General features: G+C 62.4%; 19 protein-coding genes. 7 read left to right on the top strand and 12 right to left on the bottom strand.

Annotated features, from left to right (window positions below; translation table 11 throughout):
- Nucleotides 1-37: 37 nt before the first annotated feature.
- From CO667_RS01200 to CO667_RS01185, 4 genes are all read right to left on the bottom strand, one after another.
- Nucleotides 38-1,078, bottom strand: coding sequence for a LacI family DNA-binding transcriptional regulator (locus CO667_RS01200; protein ID WP_097616541.1), 1,041 nt, complete (start codon nt 1,076-1,078; stop codon nt 38-40).
- A 345-nt stretch (nt 1,079-1,423) separates the two neighbouring features.
- On the bottom strand, nt 1,424-1,741 hold the full coding sequence (locus tag CO667_RS01195; RefSeq protein ID WP_097616540.1) for a hypothetical protein: 318 nt from the start codon (nt 1,739-1,741) through the stop codon (nt 1,424-1,426).
- Nucleotides 1,742-1,845: 104 nt separating this feature from the next.
- On the bottom strand, nt 1,846-3,744 hold the full coding sequence (locus tag CO667_RS01190; RefSeq protein ID WP_097616539.1) for an ABC transporter ATP-binding protein: 1,899 nt from the start codon (nt 3,742-3,744) through the stop codon (nt 1,846-1,848).
- A 271-nt stretch (nt 3,745-4,015) separates the two neighbouring features.
- Nucleotides 4,016-5,977 carry an ABC transporter ATP-binding protein gene (locus CO667_RS01185; protein WP_179874033.1) on the bottom strand — a complete coding sequence of 654 codons (1,962 nt, stop codon included), beginning with the start codon at nt 5,975-5,977 and terminating at the stop codon, nt 4,016-4,018.
- 134 nt (nt 5,978-6,111) lie between these two features.
- On the opposite strand from CO667_RS01185, the gene CO667_RS01180 reads away from it, so the two are divergent.
- From CO667_RS01180 to CO667_RS01170, 3 genes are all read left to right on the top strand, one after another.
- The gene (locus CO667_RS01180; RefSeq protein WP_097616538.1) at nt 6,112-6,729 is read left to right on the top strand and encodes an NAD(P)H-dependent oxidoreductase; all 618 of its coding nucleotides are present in this window, start codon (nt 6,112-6,114) and stop codon (nt 6,727-6,729) included.
- Nucleotides 6,730-7,051: 322 nt separating this feature from the next.
- Complete coding sequence (locus tag CO667_RS01175; RefSeq protein WP_097616537.1) at nt 7,052-8,458, top strand: FAD/NAD(P)-binding protein; 1,407 nt, start codon at nt 7,052-7,054, stop codon at nt 8,456-8,458.
- A gap of 70 nt (nt 8,459-8,528) precedes the next feature.
- Nucleotides 8,529-10,457, top strand: coding sequence for a PAS domain-containing sensor histidine kinase (locus CO667_RS01170; protein WP_097616536.1), 1,929 nt, complete (start codon nt 8,529-8,531; stop codon nt 10,455-10,457).
- On the opposite strand, the gene CO667_RS01165 is transcribed toward CO667_RS01170, so the two are convergent.
- From CO667_RS01165 to cyoA, 6 genes are all read right to left on the bottom strand, one after another.
- Entirely contained in the window at nt 10,438-11,622 is a 1,185-nt protein-coding gene (locus tag CO667_RS01165; RefSeq protein ID WP_097616535.1) for an acyltransferase, read from the bottom strand. The genes CO667_RS01170 and CO667_RS01165 overlap by 20 nt on opposite strands.
- A 104-nt stretch (nt 11,623-11,726) precedes the next feature.
- Nucleotides 11,727-12,515, bottom strand: coding sequence for an SURF1 family protein (locus tag CO667_RS01160; protein ID WP_097616534.1), 789 nt, complete (start codon nt 12,513-12,515; stop codon nt 11,727-11,729).
- Nucleotides 12,512-12,913: a cytochrome o ubiquinol oxidase subunit IV gene (gene cyoD / locus CO667_RS01155; RefSeq protein ID WP_097616533.1), complete on the bottom strand. Its 402-nt coding sequence runs from the start codon at nt 12,911-12,913 to the stop codon at nt 12,512-12,514. The genes CO667_RS01160 and cyoD overlap by 4 nt, the downstream gene beginning before the upstream one ends.
- Entirely contained in the window at nt 12,910-13,530 is a 621-nt protein-coding gene (gene cyoC, locus CO667_RS01150) for a cytochrome o ubiquinol oxidase subunit III (RefSeq protein ID WP_028756183.1), read from the bottom strand. The genes cyoD and cyoC overlap by 4 nt, the downstream gene beginning before the upstream one ends.
- A 6-nt stretch (nt 13,531-13,536) precedes the next feature.
- Complete coding sequence (gene cyoB / locus CO667_RS01145; protein WP_097616532.1) at nt 13,537-15,540, bottom strand: cytochrome o ubiquinol oxidase subunit I; 2,004 nt, start codon at nt 15,538-15,540, stop codon at nt 13,537-13,539.
- Between the two features lie 42 nt (nt 15,541-15,582).
- A complete protein-coding gene (gene cyoA, locus CO667_RS01140; protein WP_097616531.1) occupies nt 15,583-16,710 on the bottom strand; it encodes a ubiquinol oxidase subunit II in 1,128 nt (375 codons plus the stop codon).
- Between the two features lie 377 nt (nt 16,711-17,087).
- Here cyoA and CO667_RS01135 point away from each other — a divergent pair, with 377 nt between their 5' ends.
- The 4 genes from CO667_RS01135 (at nt 17,088) to CO667_RS01120 (ending at nt 20,081) form a co-directional block, all read left to right on the top strand.
- A complete protein-coding gene (locus CO667_RS01135; protein ID WP_097616530.1) occupies nt 17,088-18,419 on the top strand; it encodes an MFS transporter in 1,332 nt (443 codons plus the stop codon).
- An 80-nt stretch (nt 18,420-18,499) separates the two neighbouring features.
- Nucleotides 18,500-19,033 (top strand): alpha/beta hydrolase, encoded by a 534-nt coding sequence (locus CO667_RS01130; RefSeq protein WP_097616529.1) that lies wholly within the window; start codon nt 18,500-18,502, stop codon nt 19,031-19,033.
- 299 nt (nt 19,034-19,332) lie between these two features.
- Nucleotides 19,333-19,794: a hypothetical protein gene (locus CO667_RS01125; RefSeq protein ID WP_097616528.1), complete on the top strand. Its 462-nt coding sequence runs from the start codon at nt 19,333-19,335 to the stop codon at nt 19,792-19,794.
- The gene (locus tag CO667_RS01120) at nt 19,791-20,081 is read left to right on the top strand and encodes a type II toxin-antitoxin system RelE/ParE family toxin (RefSeq protein ID WP_097616527.1); all 291 of its coding nucleotides are present in this window, start codon (nt 19,791-19,793) and stop codon (nt 20,079-20,081) included. Before CO667_RS01125 ends, CO667_RS01120 begins: the two co-directional genes overlap by 4 nt.
- Nucleotides 20,082-20,090: 9 nt before the next feature.
- On the opposite strand, the gene CO667_RS01115 is transcribed toward CO667_RS01120, so the two are convergent.
- A complete protein-coding gene (locus CO667_RS01115) occupies nt 20,091-20,558 on the bottom strand; it encodes a cyclic nucleotide-binding domain-containing protein (protein ID WP_003563501.1) in 468 nt (155 codons plus the stop codon).
- A 98-nt stretch (nt 20,559-20,656) separates the two neighbouring features.
- Nucleotides 20,657-23,371: an ABC transporter transmembrane domain-containing protein gene (locus CO667_RS01110; protein ID WP_097616526.1), complete on the bottom strand. Its 2,715-nt coding sequence runs from the start codon at nt 23,369-23,371 to the stop codon at nt 20,657-20,659.
- Nucleotides 23,372-23,399: the final 28 nt, after the last annotated feature.

Genomic DNA, 23,399 nt, shown 5'->3' with positions numbered 1-23,399 from the left:
GCCACAGGATGGAGCCTGCGAAAAGCCGGGGGAGGGATTAGGGCCTGAAACTCTGGCGGATGACGAGTTCCGGAATGACGCGCTCGTAAGCCGGCGGCGCGTCCGGATTTTCCAGCCGCCGCTCCATCAGTTCGACGGCGCGCTGCGCCATGGTCTGCGGATCCTGCCGGAAGGTGGTCAGCTGATAACTCAGCCAGGCGGATTCCGGCACGTCGTCGAAACCGATGACGGCGACATCCTCCGGGATGCGCAGCCGCGCTTCCAGGCGCACGACATCCATCAGCCCGAAGGCGATCTGGTCGTTGGCGCAGAAGACGGCGTCGGGCTTTATTGTCTCCGAAAACAGCGCCCGCCCGGCGGTGACGCCGCCGTCATAGTCGGAATCACCGCCGCGGGCGACGGTGACCGATGCGCCGAGCGTCCCGGCGGTCGCCAGGAAGGCGCTTTCGCGCTCGACGATAGAAGGCGTTCCCGAGTTGGAGCCGATGACCGCCAGCCGCCGCCGGCCGCTTTCGTAAAAGGCCGTCGCCGCCTTGCGCGAGGCCTCGGAGTTGCCGGCGCGCACATGGTCGGCATCGGGCTCCGAACGGCCGATGACGACAAGCGGCTGGCCGTTTCGCTGCGCCAGTTCGAGGAAACTTGCCGGCGGCGAGCCGGACAGGATGATGATCGCCTCGGCGCGGTGGCCGATCAGCATTTTCTGGGCGGCGAGCAGTTCGTCTTCCGTCTGACCGGTGTTGATCAGGATCGGAATGCTGCCGCGCCGGATCAGCGATTTGGCCAGCGCCGCCGCCAGATGGGCGCGAAAGCCCACTTCCGGCCGGGTCGCGACGATGCCGACGAGGCGGCTCTGATTGGCGAGCACGCCGCGCGCGAGATCATTGACGTGATAGCCGAGTTCGTCAGCGGCCCGCAGCACCTTTTCGCGCGTTGCCGGCGCCACGCTTGCGCCCGGCGTGAAGCTGCGCGACACGGCGGAACGCGAAACGCCCGCCAATTGCGCGACCTGCTCGGCGCTGACGAAGCGCATGCGTTCTTTCTTCGGCGCCTTCGCGCCGTTCACCGGACCATCATTCATCGGCTTCAGCTATTGGGCGTCTCTGACAGCCGGATGACAGGCGGTGCTCGCAGCCAGATTTTTTTCTGAGAAATGCCGAGGCTGCGGGACGCAACCCCCGGCGGAGATCGGCGGCCAGCCCCTCATCCGGCTGCCGCCACCCCACCGGGGTCGAGCCGCGGGTCTCGACCCGTCCTTCGGACCCCCGCTTGCGGGGCGAAGGGACCATGCGGCGACCTCTCCGTCCCCACCAGCCGCAGCGCACTAACCCTCGCCCCGTTTACGGGGCGAGGGTTAGTGTGAGGGGCAATCTTCGGCGAAATCAGCGGCGATAATCAGATCACCACTGCTGCAACAATTCAGGGATTACTCGCAGACCCGCACGGTTTCGGCATGATAGCCGCCGTCATAGCGGTTGCGGACATCGCGGTCCTCATACCAGCATCTCGGCGCCGGTTCGACATAACGGGGACCATCGACATAACGCGGTTCTTCGACGTAGCGAGGGCCGCCGCCATTGGCGATGGCGCCGCCGATCAGCCCGCCAACGACACCTGCGGCAACGCCGCCGGCGATGATTCGGCCGGTGTTATCGTGATGACGGTGGTCGCGGGCGGCAGCAGGCTGAATGGCCGATCCAACAAGGGCCGTGGCGATCAGCAGGCTGCAAATTGCTCTCTTCATAACATTCTCCTCAATAGCACTCGACCCGGATAAAAGGGAAATACGGCAGCAACGCGTTGGTTCGTTCAAACTTTGCAACAGGCGTTAATGCATGTCATCGCCTATCACGTCGCCGATTGCGCGGCCGTCGTCTCTTCCAGCACGTCTTCGGGAATATCGTCGAAGGAGGCGTAGTTGAGATTATAGAGTCTGGAATAGAGCTTGCCGTTCTTCATCAATTGCCGGTGGTTGCCGCTCTCGATGATTTCGCCGTTCTGCAGCACGATGATGCGGTCGGCTTCGCGGATCGTCGCCAGCCGGTGGGCGATGACGAGGCCGGTGCGGTTTTCGAGCAGCTTCACCAGCGCCTTCTGGATCAGCATCTCGGTATAGCTGTCGATATTGGCCGTCGCCTCGTCGAGCACGAGGATTTTCGCATCCGCCACCAGGGCGCGGGCAAAGCTCAACAGCTGGCGCTGGCCGAGCGAAAGATTGCCGCCGCGCTCGCCGAGAACGCTGTCGTAGCCATCGGCCAGGCGCATGATGAAGTCGTGCGCGCCGACCGCCTTCGCCGCCTCGATCACCTCTTCGCGCGTCGCCTCCGCCTTGTGGTAGCGGATGTTTTCGAAAACGGTGCCGGTGAACAGGAAGGGTTCCTGCAGCACCATGGCGATCTGCGCCCCGAGCGAATCCTGCGTCAGATCGCGCACATCGTGGCCGCCGACCAGCACCTGGCCTTGCTGCACATCGTAGAAGCGATGGATCAGCGACATGCAGCTCGATTTGCCCGACCCTGTCGGTCCGACCAGCGCCACCGTCTCGCCGGGATTGACCTTGAAGCTGACATGCTTCAGCACCGGATGCTTCGGATTATAGCCGAAGACGACGTCCTTGAATTCGACCGAGCCGTCCATATCGCGCGACAGTGCCGTGGCATCGGGCGCGTCCTTGATGTCGACAGGCACGTCGAGCACTTCGGTCAGCCGCTGGCCCGACGCCATGGCGCGCTGCATCACCGAATATTGCAGGGTCAGCGAACGGATCGGGTCGAAGAAGCGCTGGATGTAGAACAGGAAGGCGACGAGCACGCCGACATCGAGCGCCTGGTTGAGCACACGGGCGCCGCCGACGACGATGACGAGCGCCATCGCCACGCCGGTCAGGCTGTCGACGATCGGCACCATCACCTGCGCATAACGTGCGGCCGTCAGATGGGTCAGGAGGTTGGCACGCGCCTTGTCGTCATAGAGGGTGAAGTTGACGCCCTGCCGGTCCATGCTCTGGATGGCGCGCACGCCGTGGATCGCTTCGGCAAGCGCGCCGTTCGCGACCGAATTGGTCTCATGCGCCGCCATGAAGGATTTGCGGGCGAGCGGCAGCCAGAACAGCCGGACGACGAAGAGCACCGGCAGCACCGAGAGCGTCAGCAGCCCCAGCTTGAAATCGAGATAGAGCATCACGAAGACGATGCCGAAGAGCAGCACGATGTCGCCGACTGACAGCACCGAGGTTTCGAGGAATTCCTGCATCGAGTTGACGTCGCCCTGCAGGCGCGACATCAGCCGCCCCACTTCGGTCTTGTCCATGAAGGAGAGCGAGACGCGCTGGAGATGCGAAAACATCGCCCTGCGGATATCGAAGAGCACGTCTTCCGCCACGCCACCGACCAGCGTCTCCTGCGCGTAGCTGGCGGCATAGTTGATGAGGATGGCAATGGCGAAGGCGGCGATCGCCCAGATCAGCGCCGAAGGATTGCCGCCCGGCGACATGCCGTGGTCGATGGCATAGCGGATGATCAGCGGGATCAGCAGCTGAATCATCGTGAAGGTCAGGACGGCGACAATAGCCCAGGCGACCTGGCGGCGATAGGGATGAACGAAGGCCCAGATGCGCTTGACGATATTGCCGTCGAAGGCCTTGCCGAACATCTCCTCCTCGACGCGATGCGAACCGACCACCGCCCGCGGCGGGCGGCGTCCATCCTCGCGAACGTCGGGACGCTCGGTTTCCAGTTCCTCGGCCATCGTCGTCTCCTTAGTACCAAGGCTTTTGTTCTAATTTAGCCGACTGTTGGCCGCGGATAGCCTCGATCCGCACCGAAGTGGTTGTCGAGGAGTAACCTCTCCTCCCCTCATTCCTGTGCTCGTCACAGGAATCCAGCCACCGCGCGTCGGCGCGGTGAATGACTCAATGCGGCGGTTGAAAAAGTCTCCCGCGCCCAAGGACTTGGGCGCACTGGATTCCTGTGACGAGCACAGGAATGAGGGAGGAAGGGGAAACGCCGCCGCCTAATCATCATGCGCTCAACACTTCGTCGCCCGGCCGCACCTGAAGATCGTAGAGCGCCTTGTAGCGCCCGCCGAGCGACAGCAGCGCCGCATGCGTTCCGCGTTCGACGATCCTTCCGTCTTCAACGAACAGGATCTGGTCGGCATGCATCAGCGAACTCAGGCGATGGGCGACGATGATCGTGACGCGGTCGGCGGCATAGCGGCGCATGGCGCTGCGGATGCGCTGCTCGGTGGCGGCGTCGATCGCCGCCGTCGAATCGTCGAACACCATCACCGCCGGCTTCAGCATCAGCGCGCGGGCGATCGAAAGACGCTGCCGCTGGCCGCCGGACAGCGAAACGCCGCGCTCGCCGACGACGGTGCCGTAACCGATGGGCAGGCCGAGCACGTAATTGTGCAGCTGGGCGCTTTCGCTGGCGCGCTCGATGCGGCCTTCCTTCGCCCAGGGGTCGCCATAGGCGATGTTGTTTTCGATCGTCGTCGTGAACAGGAAGGAATCCTGCTGCACGACGGCCACCGCCCGGCGCAGCGATTGCAGCGTCGCCTTGCGGATATCCTGGCCGTCGATGGTGATCTTGCCGCCGGCAACGTCGTAGAAGCGCGGGATCAGATGGGCGATGGTCGACTTGCCGCTGCCCGGAGGGCCGACGATGCCGATCGTCTGGCCGCGGCTCGCCTCGAAGGAGACATCGTGGAGCACGGTGCGCTTTTCCGAACCCGGATAGGCGAAGCTGACATTGTCGAAGCGCAGCACGCCGTCGGTGAGCTTCAATTCCTTGGCATCCGGCGCATCCTTGATTGATATGTCGAGGTCGAGCAGGGCAAAGAGGCGCGAGCCACAGGTGGAGGCGCGGGCAAAGGCATTGACCATCAGGCCGAGCTGGCGCACCGGCATCTGCAGGATGGTCATGAAGGTCAGAAACGAGGCCAGCGTGCCGACGGTGATCTCGCCCGACATCACCTTGCCGCCGCCGACCCAGAGCACCAGGCCCATCGCCGCGAAGAAGGAGAAGGTCATGGCGCTGGTGTTGACGACGCGGATGCCGACGCGCTGATGCGCGAGCGCCAGCGCATTCTTCGACGCCGCCTCGAATTTCGACATTTCGTGGTCCTGTGCGGCAAAGGCGCGCACGACGCGGATACCGCCGAGATTTTCCTCCATGATGCGGGTCAGCACCGAAAGCCGCTCCTGCAGGTCAAGCCAGGTGGCGCGCAGCCGGAGCTGCGTCACCGAGGAGCGCCAGCCGACGAAGGGCACGAAGGAGAGCGAGAGAAGGCCGAGCACGACATCGGTCGACAGCAGCATATAGGCGCCGATGCCGATCAGGATCGACAACAGAATCATCCGGACGAGCGCGGTGGAAAAATACATGCGCACGCCTTCGAGATCGAGCAGGCCGATGGTGATCAGGTCGCCGGAATGCACCGTGTCGTGAAAGCTGAAAGAGAGCCGCTGGATCTTTTCATAGCAGGCCAGTCGCAACTCGTAGCCGATGTGATGGCCGACGGCTTCGCTGTAATAGTTCTGCACCATGGTGAAGAGGCCGCGCAGCACGGCCGCGCCGAGCAGCAGCAGCGCCGTGGTCAGAAGCGCGTCCTGCGCCGCCTGGCCAGCCGCGCCGCCGCTCATCGCCATCTGCGTGTGGTCGACCGCCTGGCCGAGAAGGCGCGGGATCATCAGCTGGAAGGTGGAGGCGACAAGCGTGGCGCCGATCGCAAAGCCGGATTGCCAGGGGTGGCGGAAGGCCATCATGGTGATGCGCACCAATGTGTAGAGGCCTCGGCCCCAGCCTGCCGCAGTTGCAAGCGCCATCGAAGCCGAAGGCTTCGTCGCGCGTATTAACGCATCGCTGCTCACGGTATTTTTTCCAAATGATGTGTGGTCGGACGCTGGCCCGAAAAGACGGCAAATCCATGAAGGGATTGATTGCACCGTCACTTTTGCCGATTCCATTTGGGGGTTCAAGTAAAGAATTCACCAGTTGGTTATTTTTACGTGAGGTCCCCTCGCATCCCCTGGGAACAATCGGCGCGCGGGTGGGTTGCAGCAGGCAAACCCCCTCCGGCACTCCTGTCGGGCAATCCTTTCCGGAGAGACATATGCCGCTCAAAGCCCTCGCCCTCAACGCCACACTGAAAACCAGCGATGCCAAGGAAGCGTCTTCGACCGACCGGATGATCCGCCTGATCGACAAGGCGATGTCGGCCTATGACGTCGGGACCGAAGTGCTGCGCCTTGCCGATTTCAACGTCAAGCCGGGCGTCACATCGGACGAAGGGGCCGGCGATGACTGGCCTGGCATCCGCGCGAAGGTGCTCGCCGCCGATATCCTCATCATGGCGACGCCGATCTGGCTCGGCCAGCCGTCCAGTGTCTGCAAGCGGGCGCTGGAGCGCATGGACGCCTTCCTCGACGAGACCGACGATCAGGGCCGTATGGTCTCCTATGGCAGGGTCGCGGCCGTCGCCGTCGTCGGCAATGAGGACGGCGCCCATCATGTGTCGGCCGAACTCTTCCAGGCGCTGAACGATGTCGGCTTCACCATTCCTGCCAATGCGGTCGCCTATTGGGTCGGCGAGGCGATGGGTTCCACCAATTTCGTCGATCTCGACAAGGTGCCGAAGGTGGTGGCGACTTCAGTCGACATGCTGGCGCGCAACACGGCGCATCTGGCCGGCCTGCTGAAGACGAAGCACTATCCCGGCGAAGGCGGCTGAGGCGCTGCCATCGGGTCGCTGAGGGAGCGGCGCAAGCCGCGCCCCCGTTAAAAATACGTTTTGCTCCAATGGTTTACGCTGCGGTTGCAACAAACCCCTTGCCACCTGCGGTTTTTAGCGCTTTCATACACGACTAGTTTAATAGACTATGGACGAGCGTGATCGCTCCCCTAGTTCCCATGCGGGGCCGCCTTTACGGACCCCGATCCTGCGGCAGATGTTTGTGAATGGCCGCATGAACCTCATCAACGCGTGACCCGCTGTTTTATGCGTTGAAACCTCGATCGACCCACGGTTCGGATGAAGCCGCAAAGGAGTTGCGATGACGGTTCAGGGACTTTTTTCGGCGAGAGCCAATGCGGCGGCGCAGATATCCGCGGTACCGCGCATTGCGATCGTCGGGCGCGGCTTTTCCGGGATGATGACGGCGATCGCGCTGATGAAGACGGTGCGTGCGCCCTTCCACCTGCAGCTGTTCGATCCGAATTCGTCGGTCAGCGGCGGGCAGGCGCTGGCCTCGGTCCGCGCCTCGACGATTCTCAACACCCGCGTGCGCGATCTTTCGGTCTCGCTCGGCGACAACGACGATTTCAACGACTGGCTCTGCAGCAACGCCGCCTTCCGCGCCGCCGTGCCGGCCGCCATCCCCGGCTTCCGGCAGATCTTCGTGCCGAAGGAGATCTTTAGCGATTATGTCTATCAGCGCTTTTCCGAAGCGCTCGCCGCCCGCCGGGATATCACCGTCCAGGTCTGCAACGATCCGGTCGTGGCAATCCGCAGGAGCCACGGCCACCGCTTCCTGCTCGAAAGCGCCAATCCCGCCAATCCGCTGTTCGATACCGTGATGCTGGCCACCGGCTACGGCCTGACTGCGCCGGATGCCGGCGAGCCGGAAGCTTCGCCGGTCCGGGCCCAGCGCCTCGTCGCGCGGCCGCATGCGGTGCTGCTCGGCAGCGGCATCCGCGTCGTCGACCAGCTGCTGCAGCTGCGCGATTCCGGCTATGCCGGCCAGGTGACGATCATCTCCAGGCGCGGCTTCCTGCCCCAGAGCCATACGCCGAATTCCGCCGATCCGGTCTTCCCGGCCGAAGCGCTGCCTGAGAGCCTGCCTGAGATCGTCCGCTTTATCCGCCAGGCCTGTCGCGAGGCGGAGGACGAGGGCCGAAGCTGGCAATCGGTGATGAACGGCCTGCGCAGACACGCCCGCTCGCTGTGGCGTTCGCTGCCGGCGCGCGACAAACATCAGTTCAACCGGCACCTCCGCGCAATCTACGACAGCCATCGCAACCGCCTGCCGGAGGCCATGCACCTGCGGCTGAAACGCGAGCTCGCCGAAGGCCGCACCGTGCTGCGCCGCGGCCGGGTCGGCCGCCGGGGCCTGAGCGGCCTGTTCTTCACGCCGGCCGGTGCCGCCGCCGAGGAGGTCATCCACGCCGAACGCATCATCGATTGTCGCTGTCAGGCGCCGGATCTCTCGGCGCCGCTGATGCAAAGCCTGCTTTCGGCCGGTCTTGCCATGCCGGACGAGCTGTCGCTCGGGCTCGCGGTCAATGCGCGCGGCGAGCCCTTCCTCGAGGACGGCTCGACGGTCGCCGGGCTCTATGCCGTCGGCCCGCTCGGCCTCGGCAGCCTGCCCGATATCGATCTCGTGCCGGAGATCGTCTCGCAGGCCTATGCCGCTGCCGAGCGTGTCGGCGAGCGCTTCTACCCGCAGGTCAAGGCGGTCTGAAAATTTGAGGCCGTTTCGGAACCATCCGCCTGCCGCAGCGTTATAAAGCGCTGGTGACCACGAGGGGCTGATGGAAGCGCAGAATCGACATGATACGTCCCTTAACGAAGAGGGACGCTTTCGCCTTCTGGTCGATGCCATCACCGACTACGCCATCTATATGCTGAGCCCCGAAGGCATCGTTACCAGCTGGAATACCGGCGCTCAGCGTTTCAAGGGTTACAAGCCTTCCGAAATTCTCGGCGAGCATTTTTCCCGTTTCTATCTGGAAGAGGACCGCGCCGCGGGAATACCGGCGCGCGCGCTCGCCACGGCGGCGGAGCAGGGGCGGTTCGAGGGGGAAGGCTGGCGCCAGCGCAAGGATGGAACCCGCTTCTGGGCGCATGTGATCATCGATCCGATCCGCCGTCCTTCCGGCGAGCTCATCGGCTATGCCAAAATCACCCGCGACCTGACCGAACGCAGGGCGGCGGAAAAGGCGATCCGCCAGAGCGAGGAACAATTCCGCCGGCTGATCCAGGGCGTTTCGGATTATGCGATCTACATGCTCGATCCCAACGGCAACGTCAGCAGTTGGAATTTCGGCGCCGAGCGGATCAAGGGCTATCGGCCGAAGGAAATCATCGGCCGGCATTTCTCGACCTTCTATACACCCGAGGACCGCGCTGCCGGCGTGCCGGAAACGGCGCTCAACATTGCGCGCGCCGAGGGTCGGTTCGAGCGGGAAGGCTGGCGGGTCCGCAAGGACGGCACCCGTTTCTGGGCCAGCGTCGTCATCGACGTCATCCGGGACGATGAGGGCGGTGTGCTCGGTTTTGCGAAGATCACCCGCGATATCACCGAAAAGATGGAGACCCAGCGGGCGCTGGAGCAGGCGCGCGAAGAACTGTTCCAATCGCAGAAGATGGAGGCGATCGGTCAATTGACCGGCGGTATCGCTCATGATTTCAACAATCTGCTGATGGCGGTCCTCGGCAGTCTCGAAATCCTGAAGAAACGCATGCCGCAGGATCTGTCGCTGACATCGCTGGTTGACAATGCCATGCAGGGTGCGCAGCGGGGCGCTGCGTTGACGCAGCGCATGCTCGCCTTTTCCCGCCGGCAGGAACTGCACATGGAGCCGATCGACGTCTCCGGCCTGGTGCGCGGCATGATGGATATGCTGAGCCGGTCGCTCGGTCCCCTCACGGCGATCGAGACCTCTTTCCCGGTCAGGCTGCCGACGATCCTGACCGATCCGAACCAGCTGGAGATGGCGATCCTGAACCTCGTCGTCAACGCCCGCGATGCCATGCCGTCAGGCGGCCGGATCGTGCTTCGCGCGTCCGAGGAAACGGTGCCATCAGGCAAGCGTCCGCTGCCGCCCGGCCGCTATATAAGAATCGCGGTGATCGATGAAGGCGAGGGCATGGACGCAAAGACGATGGAGCAGGCGATTACGCCGTTCTTCACCACCAAGGGTGTCGGCAAGGGCACCGGTCTCGGCCTTTCCATGGTGCAGGGCCTTGCGTCCCAGTCCGGCGGCCGCCTGATGCTGAAGAGCAGCCCCGGCGAAGGCACGACCGCCGAATTGTGGTTCCCGGTCGTCACTGCCACGCGGGTGGCCACGGCCGCTGCGGATCTGCCGCAACGGGCGGAAAATGCGCCGTCCGGGTTGCGCATCGTCGCTGTCGATGACGATGGCCTGGTCCTGATGAATACGACGCTGATGCTGGAAGATCTCGGTCACACCGTGTTCGAGGCGACGGCGGGTTCCGAGGCGCTCGAGATCCTGCGCAGGCAGCCGGTCGATCTGGTGATTTGCGACCATGCCATGCCGCGCATGACCGGCGCGCAGCTTGCCGAGGCAATCCGCCAGGAATGGCCTGAAATGCCGATCATTCTCGCAACCGGTTACGCCGAGCTCCCCGAAGGAACGGCAATCGCCAACCTGCCCCGTCTCGGCAAGCCTTTCTCGCAGGCGCAGCTCGCCGAGGCGATCAGCCGGGTTGCTTCCTAAGGAACGCAAAGGCGCGGAGCGTCTCGTCGCCATTGTTTTCGGCCTCCCGGAGTTCACCCGCCGTGGGTGACGTTGTGCCGCTGTGGAGGCGTTGTTCGGTCTCTTTGAGGTCGAGGATTGCGCGTTCAATTTCTTCAGCCGGAGTTTCGCGCGGGGCCATGCGCCACCGGTGATGCTGCCACAAGCCGACAAGCAGCCGTCGGCTTGGGACTTCTATCGTCTCGTGAATGAACCATGCTCCGCCTGCCGCAATGGCAAGCGTCACCCCGATCAGCGCCGGTTCGGGCATCAGGCTATCAAATGTCCGACGGGCAAGGAACATGATGGGCACGTGGAAGAGATAGAGTGAGAAGCTGATCGTGCCCAAAAACCTCACGGGTGCGGCTGAAAGGACAGAGGCGGCGATGGGCGGTTGCCGGGCGACGAGCGCCACAATGACGGCTGCCGCGACCGCGCTTTGCAGACCCCAAAATTCGGGGGAAAAACTCGGCACGACATGCCTGTAAGTGAAGAACACCGCCAGAAGCAACAGCGTGAAAATTCCCGTGAAGGCAGATGGCGTCCATCTGTCCCAGTGGGAATGCATCGTCCCGGCAAGTGCGCCGAAAAGAAAGTAAGGCAGCTTGGAAACGAGCATGATCCCAGGCCCCGGCAATTCCAGCAGACCGTCCACGGCGACGACCACTGCGAAACCTACGATCACGCCGCCATAACGCTGCGGGCGGGCGAGGCAAAGCCATAGGACCGGGAAGAGCAGATAGAATTGAATTTCAGGTGGAATTGACCAGAAAACGCCACTCGAGCCCAGCAGCAAGACATGACGCACAAAGTCCATGCCGCCGGCAATCGGCTGAATGAAGTTGAGATTCTGCATGCCGGACAGCACCGCCACGAGCACGACGGCAGCCAGATAGACCGGATAGATGCGGGCAAAGCGGCTGACAAGAAAATCCAGGACGTTTTCTTTGGTCACCGGCCGTGAACCGTAGAGATGGCTCATCAGAAAGCCACTGAGCGCAAAGAACAAGCCGACGGCTTCGCTGCCCATCGTCATGACATGCTGGGCTGTGTTCGGAAAGACAAGTCCGATATGCGCTTGAACGACCAGAAGCGCGGCGATACCGCGCAGGCCATCGAGACTGGGGATGTAATCCGGCCGGCTCATGTGCAGCTTTTTAAATATTCTGTTCAGGCAAGCAGTATCGGACATCGCTTTACGAGCTATTAATGCGGTGCGCTCGGGCTTGCCGGAGGGCTCGTATCCCCGGACTATTCCCGGCGGCTTCTCCCGATCTCGGCGCGCAGGATGAACAGCAGCAATGCCAGCACCATCGCCGCCAGCCCATACCAGGTGATCGCATAGATGAAATGGTTGTTGGGGAAATGGATGATGGTGAGGCCGCCGACGGGCAGGCCGCCCGGATTGGCCGTGGCATCGGCGTCGATGAAAAAGGGCGCGACCGCACCCACACCGCGCTTTGCAGCGATCGCCGCGACATCGCGCGAATACCAGCGGTCGGCCGCGACGTCATTGGACCGCAGCAGCGATCCCTTCGGCTCCGTCATCCGCATCAGCCCGGTGATCTCGGCCGGCCCTGATGGTTGCCCCTCGCGGCGCGTGGCCGGGTCGCGCCTGTCGGTCGGCACGAAGCCGCGATTGACGAGGATTGATGTCCCATCGGCAAGCGTCAGCGGCGTCATCACCCAATAGCCCGGGCCGAGCATCGTGGAGGCATAGACCAGCGTTTCCTTGTCGTTCGCCAGCGTTCCTGCTGCCGTCACCCGCCGATATTCGTCGTCGGCGGCATTGACCTTGTCCCAATCGGCGCGCGCCGGTGCGGTTGCGGGTGCGGCATGCACACGCTCTTCGACGCGGGCGATGAGATCGCGTTTCCAGGCGAGGCGCTGCACCTGCCAGGTGCCGAGGGCTGCGAGTGCCGCGGCCAGCAGCAGCAGGCAGACGGCGAAGATCGCGCGTTTTACCTGATGACGCCGTTGATCGGACTTTTCCGAGGGAGCCTGCGGGCGGCGCTGCCGCCGCCCCTTCGTGACTGTCACGGCATGTTCTTCATCATCTCGGGGCTCATCGGCATCATGTTGGTGTTGAGATGATGCATGACCCAGAGCGAGCCGGAAAGCGCGATGGCGACGATGATGAGGGTGAAGATCAGCGCCATGATCGTCCAGCCGCCCTCGCTCCTGGTATTCATGTGCAGGAAGAAGACCATATGGACGACGATCTGGATGGCGCCGAGGCCCATCACCAGCACCGCCGTCAGCGCCGGGCTGGCGATCACGCCCGACATAACTAGCCAGAAGGGAATGGCGGTGAGGATGACGGAGAGCACGAAGCCCGCCATATAGCTGCGGAACGTGCCGTGGCCGGCCTGATGGCCGTGGCTGTGGCCGTGATGCGCCTCGTGGGCATCCTCATGGGCGGGTGCTTGCGAACTCATCCGAGAACTCCCAGCAGATAGACGAAGGAAAAGACGCCGATCCAGACGACGTCGAGGAAGTGCCAGAACATCGAAAGGCACATCAGGCGGCGGCGATTGGCCTCGATCAAGCCGTGCATCGACACCTGCACCATCAGCGTGATCAGCCAGATGATGCCGAAGGTGACGTGCAGACCGTGCGTGCCGACCAGCGTGAAGAAGGAAGACAGGAAGGCGCTGCGCGTCGGCCCGGCGCCTTCATGGATCAGGTGGATGAACTCATAGAGTTCGAGCCCGATGAAGGCTGCGCCGAACAGGCCTGTGACGCCAAGCCAGAACAGCGTTTCCGCCTTGGCGTTGCGCTCCATCTGCAGCATGGCGAAGCCATAGGTGATCGAGGAGAACAGCAGCATCGAGGTGTTGAGGGCAACGATCGGCAGATCGAAGAGATCGGCCGGCGACGGGCCGGCGGCATAATTGCGGCCGAGCACGCCATGCGTGGCAAACAGCACCGCGAAGATCAGGCAGTCGCTCATCAGGTAGAGCCAGAAACCGAGATTGGTGCTGTTCTCCGGATGATGGTCTTCCGTCAGGTAGAATTCAGGCTTTTCGGCCGTGTCGATGGTGTGATCGCTCATGGTCTCTTACACCTGCTCGGCAAGCAGCGCAGTGCGCTTGCCTTCCGTTTCGGTTACCTCTTCGGCGGGGATGTAGAAGTCGCGTCTGTAGTTGAAGGTATGGCCGATCGCCACCGCCAGCATGGCGACGAAGGAGACGACGACCAGCCACCACATGTACCAGATCAGGCCGAAGGCGAGTGCGACGCTGATAGCAGACAGGATCGCGCCGGTGCCGGTGTTCTTCGGCATATGGATCGGCCGGAAACCTTCCAGCGGACGCGCATAGCCGCGGTTCTTCATGTCGTACCAGCCGTCATGATCGTGCACGACCGGCGTCAGGGCGAAGTTGTATTCGGGCGGCGGCGAGGAGGTCGACCATTCCAGCGTGCGGCCATCCCAGGGATCGCCGCTGTCGTCGCGCAACTCCTCGCGTTTCATGAAGCTGACGACGATCTGGATCAGGAAGGCGGCAATACCGAGCGCGATCAGCCCGACGCCGAAGGCGGCGATGATGAACCAGATCTGTATCGACGGGTCCTCGAACTGGCTCATGCGGCGGGTGACGCCCATCAGGCCGAGCACATAGAGCGGCATGAAGGCGAACCAGAAGCCGATCTGCCAGAACCAGAAGCTCATCTTGCCCCAGAAGGGATCGAGCTTGAAGCCGAAGGCCTTCGGGAACCAGTAGTTCACGCCGGCGAACATGCCGAAGAGAACGCCGCCAATGATGACGTTGTGGAAGTGGGCGATCAGGAACAGCGAGTTGTGCAGCACGAAGTCGGCCGGCGGCACCGCAAGCATGACGCCGGTCATGCCGCCGATGACGAAGGTCACCATGAAGCCGACCGTCCACAGCATCGGCACCTGATAGCGGATGCGGCCGCGATACATGGTGAAGAGCCAGTTGAACATCTTCGCTCCCGTCGGGATCGAGATGATCATCGTGGTGATGCCGAAGAAGGAGTTGACGGAGGCACCCGAGCCCATCGTGAAGAAGTGGTGCAGCCAGACGATATAGGACAGGATCATGATCACGCAGGTGGCGTAGACCATCGAGGCGTAGCCGAACAGGCGCTTGCCGGAGAAGGTGGCGACGACTTCCGAGAAGATGCCGAAGGCCGGCAGCACCAGGATGTAGACCTCCGGATGACCCCAGATCCAGATGAGGTTGATGTACATCATCGGATTGCCGCCGAGGTCGTTGGTAAAGAAGTTGGTTCCGGCATAACGGTCGAGCGACAGCAGGGCGAGGGTGGCGGTCAGGATCGGGAAGGAGGCGACGATCAGCACGTTGGTGCAGAGCGCCGTCCAGGTGAAGACCGGCATCTTCATGAAGGTCATGCCCGGCGCGCGCATCTTGACGATGGTGGCGATCAGGTTGATGCCCGACAGGGTCGTTCCGACGCCGGCCACCTGCAGGCCCCAGATATAATAATCGACGCCGACGCCCGGACTGTAGGCCGCGCCCGACAGCGGCGGGTAGGCGAGCCAGCCGGTCTGGGCGAATTCGCCGATGAACAGCGACAGCATGATGATGATCGCGCCGGCGGTGGTCATCCAGAACGAGAAGTTGTTGAGGAAGGGGAAGGAGACGTCGCGCGCGCCGATCTGCAGCGGCACCACGAAGTTCATCAGGCCGGTGACGAAGGGCATCGCCACGAAGAAGATCATGATGACGCCGTGGGCGGTGAAGACCTGGTCGTAATGGTGCGGCGGCAGATAGCCCTCCGAACCGTTGAAGGCGATCGCCTGCTGGATGCGCATCAGGATCGCGTCGGAGAAGCCGCGCAACAGCATGATGACGGCGAGGATCACATACATGATGCCGATCTTCTTGTGATCGACGCTGCAGATCCAGTCGCGCCAGAGCGGGCCCCAGAACTTGAAATAGGTGATGAGGCCGAGCACCGCGATGGCGCCGATGACGACGCCGATGAAGGTCACGACCAGAATCGGCTCGTGATAGGGGATGGCATCGAGGGTCAACCGGCCGAAGACGAACTTCAGGAGGTCAGGATTGGAAAACATGGAACAACCCGTTCATTATGTCTTGCGACGCAAAGCGCCAGGTTAATTGTTGTTGTTGAGTTGCGCCGGCGCCGGATCGGCGCCATTGCTCATGCCGGGCATGTCGTGCTGCATGCTGTTGCCGTCGCTATGCTCGGCGGGCTCGCTTCCGGCCGGGGCCTCCGCTGCCGGCATGGCCGCCGGCGTCACGATGCCTTCGTCGGCATGGCGGCCGTCATATCGCAGCTTCTCGCGATTCTCCGCACTTTCCTTGCCGCCGCCGCCCATCATGTCGATGTGCATCATCTCGTTCATGCACATCTTGCCCGGCGTGGCGCACATATTGAGGATGGCGTTGTAAAGGTCGGCATCGGCGCCGGCATAATAACGCACCGGTTCCTTCTCGCTCGGCTTCTCGAGCTTCAGATAGGCGTCGCGGTTGAGCATCGTGCCCTGCTGCTTGACCCTAGCCACCCAGGCGTCGAAGCCCTCGCGGGTCAGGCCATGGAACTTGAAGCGCATGTGCGAGAAGCCGGCGCCGCTGTAATTGGCGGAGAAGCCGTCGTACTCGCCTTCCCGATTGATGACGGCGTGCAGCTTGGTCTCCATGCCCGGCATAGCGTAGATCTGACCGGCAAGGGCAGGGATGTAGAAGGAGTTCATCACCGAGGAGGCGGTGATCTTGAAATTGATCGGCATGTCCACAGGGGCGGCGAGCTCGTTGACCGTGGCAATGCCGAGTTCGGGATAGAAGAACAGCCACTTCCAGTCTAGCGCCACGACCTCGACGATGAGCGGCTTGGTATCGGCCGGGATGGCGCGCTCCGCATCGAGGCGGTCGAGCGGGCGATAGGGATCGAGCTTATGGGTGGAAATCCAGGTTACGGCGCCGAGCGCGATGATGATCGCCAGCGGGGCTGCCCAGATCACGATTTCCAAGCGGGTCGAATGGTGCCATTCCGGCGCGTAAGTCGCGGCCGTATTGGAACGGCGGTAGCGCCAGGCGAAGAACAGCGTCAGAAAGATCACCGGGATGATGATCAGCAGCATCAGCACCGTCGAGATGACGATGAGATCGCGCTGTTGCATGGCGATGTCGCCGGATGGCGCCATGACCACCATGTTGCATCCTGCCAGGAAAAGCAGCGGCAAGACGGATAGAAGGCGGGAAAACTTCATGAGTTTTGGCACGTCTCTAAGCTCTTGTTGTTTCATTTCGTTCGCGACTAAAGCACTGAACCCGATAGCGACATGAGGCGGAAGGTCGCAGTGCAACAATCATGCCGCAATGCGGCACAAATCTTGTGCGCTAGTGCTTTGAAATCCTGACGAAATCAAGAAGGATTTTTCGCGAGCGCATGTTTCACCCAATATATCCGCAAGAGCCGGCCACGCCAGCGTTCCCATGGGAAAATCGCGGTCCGGATCACGCTATTTTTCCCGTCTGTGCCTCATTTTGAGTCGTGATGACGAACTATTTACGTCTTACGGACTTGATAAGCCTGCAGGTTTGATCAAGATCAGGCTGAGGCGCCTTGGCGAAAGCGCTTCAACGAGGGAGGCGTTTCATGGCTACAACATCGCATTACGGACCTTCATCGTCGTCGCTCGAACGCGACGCGCGGCGCATTCACGACGACAAACCGGTTTCGCCAGGCAGCATCGCCGTCGGCGTGGTGATCGGTCGCATGTCGGAATTCTTCGATTTCTTCGTCTACGGTCTCGCCTCCGTCCTGGTCTTTCCGCAGCTGGTCTTCCCCTTCGCGCCGGACAGGCTGACGGGCACGCTCTATTCCTTCGCCATCTTCTCGCTGGCCTTCCTGGCTCGCCCCGTCGGCTCCGTCGTCTTCATGACCATCGACCGGCTGTATGGGCGCGGCACCAAGCTGACGATCGCGCTTTTCCTGCTCGGCGGCTCCACGGCCTCGATCGCCTTCCTGCCGGGTTACGAAGAGATCGGCGTCTGGTCGATCGCGCTGCTGGCGCTCTTCCGTCTCGGCCAGGGCTTCGCGCTCGGCGGCGCCTGGGACGGTCTTGCCTCGCTGCTGGCGCTCAACGCGCCGGCCAATCACCGCGGCTGGTATGCGATGATCCCGCAGCTCGGCGCGCCGATCGGCTTTGCGCTGGCAAGCACGCTGTTCGGCTATTTCGTCGCCAATCTTTCCAGTGAAGACTTCCTCTCCTGGGGCTGGCGCTATCCTTTCTTCGTCGCCTTCGCGATCAACGTCGTCGCGCTGTTTGCGCGTCTGCGCCTGGTCATGACCAAGGAATTCGGCACCCTGCTCGAACAGCACGAGCTGGAAGCCGCACCGATCCTTGACGTGCTGCGCGTGCATGGCCGCGACATTCTGATCGGCGCCTTCGTGCCGCTCGCCAGTTTCGCCATGTTCCACCTCGTCACCATCTTCCCGCTCGGCTGGATGAGCCTATACGGCAACCAGCCGATCGGCGCCTTCATGGTGGTGCAGGTGATCGGCGCCATGGTCGGCATCGTCACGATCATCGCGTCGGGCCTGATCGCCGACCGCATCGGCCGGCGCGCCCAGCTTGCCATCTGCGCCGTCATCATCGCCGTCTTCAGCTTTGTCGGGCCGGTCCTGATCGCCTCCGGCAATAGCGGCCACGACGCCTTCGTCATCATCGGCTTCGGCGTGCTCGGCCTGTCCTTCGGCCAGGCGACCGGCTCGATCTCGTCGCGTTTCGGCCGCGGCTACCGCTATACCGGCGCAGCCTTCACCTCGGATCTTGCCTGGCTGATCGGCGCCGGTTTTGCGCCGCTGGTGGCGCTCAGCCTCTCCAGCCGCTTCGGCCTGACCTTCGTCGGCTACTACCTGCTGTCCGGCGCCATCTGCACGCTGGCGGCACTCGCCTTCAGCAGGGCGCTGGAGCAGCGCGAATAATTCGAACCGCGGCAAGTCCGCCGGCAAGTCCGGCGGCTGTCTTATCCTCTATCACAACGAAGAGCGGCACCGCCGAATTGATGCAGCACGTGTTGGTGGTTAGCGATATCCACGGCTTTCCCGAAACTGTCGCCGAACTATTGGATGTTGCGGGCGCCAAGCAGCGCATGTTGCAGCTCGCCGACCTGAGTGGTCGACCCGGTCTGCGTGGAGATGAGCTTCACCACCATCTTTTCAACGGCGACGGCATGCGGCATGCGGTTCGCGCACTTCGCGAGATTGACGGACGCAGCTGCTTAGGGATCGGTTTCAGCGCCGGTGGAACTGCTTTGTGGAATGCGGTCAAAGAGGGTCTGGGACTCCAGGCCCTGGTCTGCGTGTCCTCGACCAGATTGCGCTTCGAAACGTCGCCGCTGAATATACCCAGCATGGTATTCTGGGGCGAGCTCGATCCATATCGGCCGGCTGAAGGCTGGAACAAGGCTGTTCCCAGGTGCTGGAAAACCTACGCTGGCAAGCAGCACGATTTTTACCGCATCGACGCGCTTACGGCTAAATCTCCTTTACGGGCCGATATTGCCGCGTTCATTGAAGGACGTTTCCTCTCTGCTTAGCGTGTGTGCCGCTTAGCGGCGCGGCATGGGAAGCACGCAGGCTTCGTTTTGTTGACAAATCTCGCTCTCTACTTGCGTCATCCTCGGCCTTGTGCCGAGGATCTGCTACATATCGACCGTCGCAGATGCTCGGGACAAGCCCGAGCATGACGAAGGAGGGGGTAGCCGGCTTTGTCAGCAGTCTGAGTCTACATAGGAAATCTTGCAGGCGTTCGTTTTCGGGCTGCAATTCCAATTATTGAATGCATTGCAATCTATAATTAAATGCATATCTTGTTCGCGATCAGCGAGGATATGCCATGACTGCGGAAACCATTGATCATTCGACCCTTTCCCGCCTTGTCGAGGCAGGCGCGGTCGATGCCGCTCATGTCGTCGGCAAAACCGGCGGCTGGTCCGTCGTTATCCGCTACGGCAAGTCCGAGCGCGCGCTTGCCGCCCAACGCAGCCGGCAGGTGCGTGTGTTCAAGCGCATCGACACCTTGGTTTCTTATCTCAAGGATGTCGGCATTTCGCAGTTCGATGTCGATGCAGGCGATTACGCGCCTGAAACGGTATCGCGGCCGGATCGGGCCGCCGCTCTGCGTCGCACCCATGAGGCGGCGGAATACGACAAGTGGTTCCGTGAACAGGTCGAGGAAGCGATCCGGGAGGCCGATGATCCGAACGCGGTCTGGATCAGTGCGGAAGATGCCGAAGAGCAAATGGACAAGCTTCGGGCCGAACTGCTCGCGCGGCTGGAATCCGGAGATAAGGCTTGATCGTCAAATGGCTGCAGCAGGCGCTTCTGAATCGGGAAGGTCAGATCCGGCACATCTTCGCCCAAAATCCGAAGGCTGCAATCGCATTGGATGATGTCATCCGGCAACAGGCCAAAATGCTCGCCGATCATCCCGAAGCAGGACGCGGCGGCCGCCTCGACGGAACGCGGGAACTGGTCGTTCCGCGCACGGCATTTCTGCTGATCTATCGTATCGACAGAATAGCACCGAGGGTGGAAATACTGCGCCTTCTTCATGGCGCCCAGCAATGGCCGCCGAAGTCCTGAAGAGAATTCCTACTGCGCCATCTGCGGCTGCTTTGCCGCCCGGGCCGCGGTCAGCTCCGCCGTGGTGTGGTTCAGGCGGTCGGCCAGCACCCGCATGATTTCCACGGCCATCTCAGGGAAGTCGCTGAGCAGCTTGAGGAAATGCTCCTTGCTGATGCGCAGCACCTCGAGCGGCGAGGTGGCGCGCACCGTTGCCGTGCGCGAGACGTCGCAGAGGATGGCGATTTCGCCGACGATCGAATTGAGCTCGACATCGGCGACCTTGATCTCGCCGGCCGGCGAGGAGACGATGATATCGGCGGTGCCGGAAAGGATGACATAGGCGGCGTCGCCGACATCGCCCTGATGGAAGAGGTTCTGCCCGGCCTTGTAGGTCATACGGTCGGAGGTGAAGGCCAAGAGCTTGAGCTTGGCTGGCGCGATCCTCGAAAAGATCGGCACCCGTCGCAGCATTTCGACTTCGTCTCTCAACAGCACGTTTCAACCCCCTGACGCAGGGTCCGCGGGACCGGGCGTCTTCATAACTCCGAGGCGTCCCCGTCCGGAACACCCACCATCGCCGCCCCAATAGAATATTACGATAACAGTTCCTTGAACATCCCGTTTTTCTCGGAAAGTTCCGGATAGTTTCCGGCTTCCGCCAACCCGCCGCGGTCGAAGAGCAGGATCCGGTCGAACATCTCGGCGAGGCGCGCATTGGAGAGCACCCAGATGATCGCCGGCCGCTGGCCTTCCTCATGCAGGTCTTCGACGATGTTGCGGGTGATCTGATCCTGAACGCGCTGGTCGAGCGCCGATAGCGGCCGGTTGAAGATGAAATAGTCCGAACGTTTCAAGAGCGCGCGGGCAAGATTGAGCTTCTGCCGCTGCACCATGGTCAGCCGCTTGCCGCCGGAGCCGACGTCGAATTCGAGGCCGATCGCCAGCACGTCGTCATAAAGGTCGAGCGCGTCGAAGAGTTCGCCCATGATGGCGCGGATGCGGTCGGAGGCGTCGGCCTGCTGATAGGCGATGCGGCCGAACAGCACATTGTCCATCAGGCTTGCCGACGGGGTGAAACGCTCGGCGTCGTAACGCTCGATCAGCTCGGCGAGATCGGCCGGAATATGCTCGTGGAACTGCTTGCGGGCGCTGACGATCTTGGCCATCAGCTCGTCGGTCAGCAAGCCGAAGCGATGGCGCGGCTCGATATAGGCGAAGCTCAGCCGGATGATGGCCGAACGTTCCTCGGGCGTGGCGTCCTCGAAACGGCGGCTCTGCAGCTTCTGCAGCAGCGCCTGGTAGGTCGGAATATCGTCCGCCGTCATGAAGGTCAGCTGCTGGAAGAAGGGATGGTCCGGCGGCAGGTCGTGGAAGAGTTCCACTGCGTTTTCAGCGATCTCGAGGCCCATGGCGTAGAGATCGGTGCTGAGGCCGGTCTCGCGGAACAGCTGCTGGAAATAGGGATGCGCGGCAAGCCGGCGATTGGTCATCAAAGGCCGCTTCATCGTGCCGAAGAGCAGGTTCTCGCCGACCGTCGCCTGGGCGTTATAGGCGTCGAAATCGAAAGGCACGACGATCGTGTCGAGCCCTTCGTCGCGCAGCCGGTCGCGCAGCGAGGCGCGCAGCGCCACGACGTGGTCGCTGACGGCGACATGCACGTCGGTGTTGACGGTCGAGCGCAGCGCCAGATCGAGAATGTCCTGCGAGATCAGGACGGCGTCGAGCACCGGGCGGATCGCTTTCAGCAGGTCCTCAGGCCCGTTGGCTCCGGCCGCCTTGTAATCCACCCAATCGCTGTTGAGGTCGAGCGTCGGATTGCCGGCCTTCACCGCCTCGACGGAATGCCATTTATACTCCAGCGCTTCCTTCTCGTCGTAGACCGGATCGGTCATAGGCGCGTGCTTGAGGCCGTAGAGCAGATTGCTGGCGAGCGAGCCGTGGAAGAAGAAGGTATCGGCCGAGGCATAGGAGATGCGCCGGCCGGTGATCGATTCCGGCAAGTCCAGGAGGTCGCGGCCGTCGATGGTGATGCGGCCGGAATCCGGCCAGACCATCCGTCCGAGCGCTTCGGCGAAGGCTTCCGCGCCGCTGCCGTTCGGGCCGACGACCGCCACCGTCTCGTTCGGCTTGATCTCGACGGAGACGTGGTCGACGAGGCGGGCGCCGCTGTCGTCGGAAAGTGAGAGATTGGTGACGACGAGCGCGCTCGTCAGTGCGCCCACGGGGGTGGTGGCGAGTTCCTGGATGCGGCTGTCGATCAGCGGCTCGACGTTGAACTGCTCGTAGACCTGCTGGTATTTCACCTGCACGTCCTGGCGCATCTGGTCCCAGTCGATCAGTTCCTTCAGCGGCCCGGGCAGGTCCTTATAGGCCGATATGACGGCGACGAGCTGACCGATGTCGAGCCGGCCCTGCAGCGCCAGATAACCGCCGATCGCGTAAAACAGGAACGGCGTCACCTGGGCGAGGAAATTGTTGATGAACTTCACCAGGAACTTCCACTGGTAAAGGTCGTAGCGGATCGAAAAAATCCGGCCGAGCCGCGAGGCGATGTCGGCGCGTTCGAGGTTCGATGTGTCGTTGCCGTGGATCGTGCCGATGCCGTCGACGATTTCGCCGACGCGGCCGGAAAGTTCGCGCGCCGTCAGCTGCCGCTGGCGGCCGAGCTCCAGCAGCCGCTTGCGCATGCGGGGGATGACGACGGCCTGCACACCGACGATGCCGGCGGCAATCATGCCGAGCCAGAAATTCTGCACGATGATGAAGGCGAGCGCCGTGATCGCCTGGCCGCCGAGAAGGGCGGGCGAGACGAAGGCATCGCCGGTGAAGCCGCCCATCGGCTCCACCTCGTCCTTGATCATGGTGGCGATCTCAGCCGATTTGACCCGCTTGAAGTGGATCGGCGGAAATCGCAGCACCCGGTCGATGAGCTCGAAGCGGATACGGCGCAGCATGCGCTCGCCGAGCCGGCCCTTATAGGTGTTGATGTAGAATTTGAAGAGGCCGTTCAGCACCACCAGCGCCAGAAACACGAGGCTGAGGGCCATCAGCATCTGGAAGCGGTTGAGCTGCAACCCTTGAAAGAATTCGACATGGCCGATCAGCGGGATGTCGTAGGCGATGTGCATGAAGGTCTGCCGCGCGCCCGGACCTTCGAAACCGTCGCCCTGGATCGGTCCGTTGACGATCTGCTTCGGCAGGTCGAAGGACAGGAAGTAGGGCACCATCGAGGCGGCGACGACAGCCAGAATCCACAGCTGCTGCAGCCGCGTGTTCTTCCAGATGTAGCGGGCGAGGCTTTTTTCCATGGCTAACCGTCAGCGTGCTGGGAAATTC

This window comes from Rhizobium sp. L43, assembly GCF_002531725.1.
In the GTDB taxonomy this organism is placed as follows: Bacteria; Pseudomonadota; Alphaproteobacteria; order Rhizobiales; family Rhizobiaceae; genus Rhizobium.
The sequence above is the reverse complement of the archived record's forward strand: the minus strand, read 5'-3'. Positions and strand labels throughout refer to the sequence as shown.

Bases quoted from the DNA above. Each gene is read 5' to 3' on its own strand.
- CO667_RS01175 (WP_097616537.1), top strand. From the start codon at position 7,052: ATGACGGTTCAGGGACTTTTTTCGGCGAGAGCCAATGCGGCGGCGCAG.
- CO667_RS01200 (WP_097616541.1), bottom strand. From the start codon at position 1,078: ATGAATGATGGTCCGGTGAACGGCGCGAAGGCGCCGAAGAAAGAACGC.
- CO667_RS01195 (WP_097616540.1), bottom strand. From the start codon at position 1,741: ATGAAGAGAGCAATTTGCAGCCTGCTGATCGCCACGGCCCTTGTTGGA.
- CO667_RS01170 (WP_097616536.1), top strand. From the start codon at position 8,529: ATGGAAGCGCAGAATCGACATGATACGTCCCTTAACGAAGAGGGACGC.
- CO667_RS01110 (WP_097616526.1), bottom strand. From the start codon at position 23,371: ATGGAAAAAAGCCTCGCCCGCTACATCTGGAAGAACACGCGGCTGCAG.
- CO667_RS01180 (WP_097616538.1), top strand. From the start codon at position 6,112: ATGCCGCTCAAAGCCCTCGCCCTCAACGCCACACTGAAAACCAGCGAT.
- CO667_RS01135 (WP_097616530.1), top strand. From the start codon at position 17,088: ATGGCTACAACATCGCATTACGGACCTTCATCGTCGTCGCTCGAACGC.
- CO667_RS01190 (WP_097616539.1), bottom strand. From the start codon at position 3,744: ATGGCCGAGGAACTGGAAACCGAGCGTCCCGACGTTCGCGAGGATGGA.
- CO667_RS01125 (WP_097616528.1), top strand. From the start codon at position 19,333: ATGACTGCGGAAACCATTGATCATTCGACCCTTTCCCGCCTTGTCGAG.
- cyoB (WP_097616532.1), bottom strand. From the start codon at position 15,540: ATGTTTTCCAATCCTGACCTCCTGAAGTTCGTCTTCGGCCGGTTGACC.
- CO667_RS01130 (WP_097616529.1), top strand. From the start codon at position 18,500: ATGCAGCACGTGTTGGTGGTTAGCGATATCCACGGCTTTCCCGAAACT.
- cyoC (WP_028756183.1), bottom strand. From the start codon at position 13,530: ATGAGCGATCACACCATCGACACGGCCGAAAAGCCTGAATTCTACCTG.
- CO667_RS01165 (WP_097616535.1), bottom strand. From the start codon at position 11,622: ATGAGCCGGCCGGATTACATCCCCAGTCTCGATGGCCTGCGCGGTATC.
- cyoD (WP_097616533.1), bottom strand. From the start codon at position 12,913: ATGAGTTCGCAAGCACCCGCCCATGAGGATGCCCACGAGGCGCATCAC.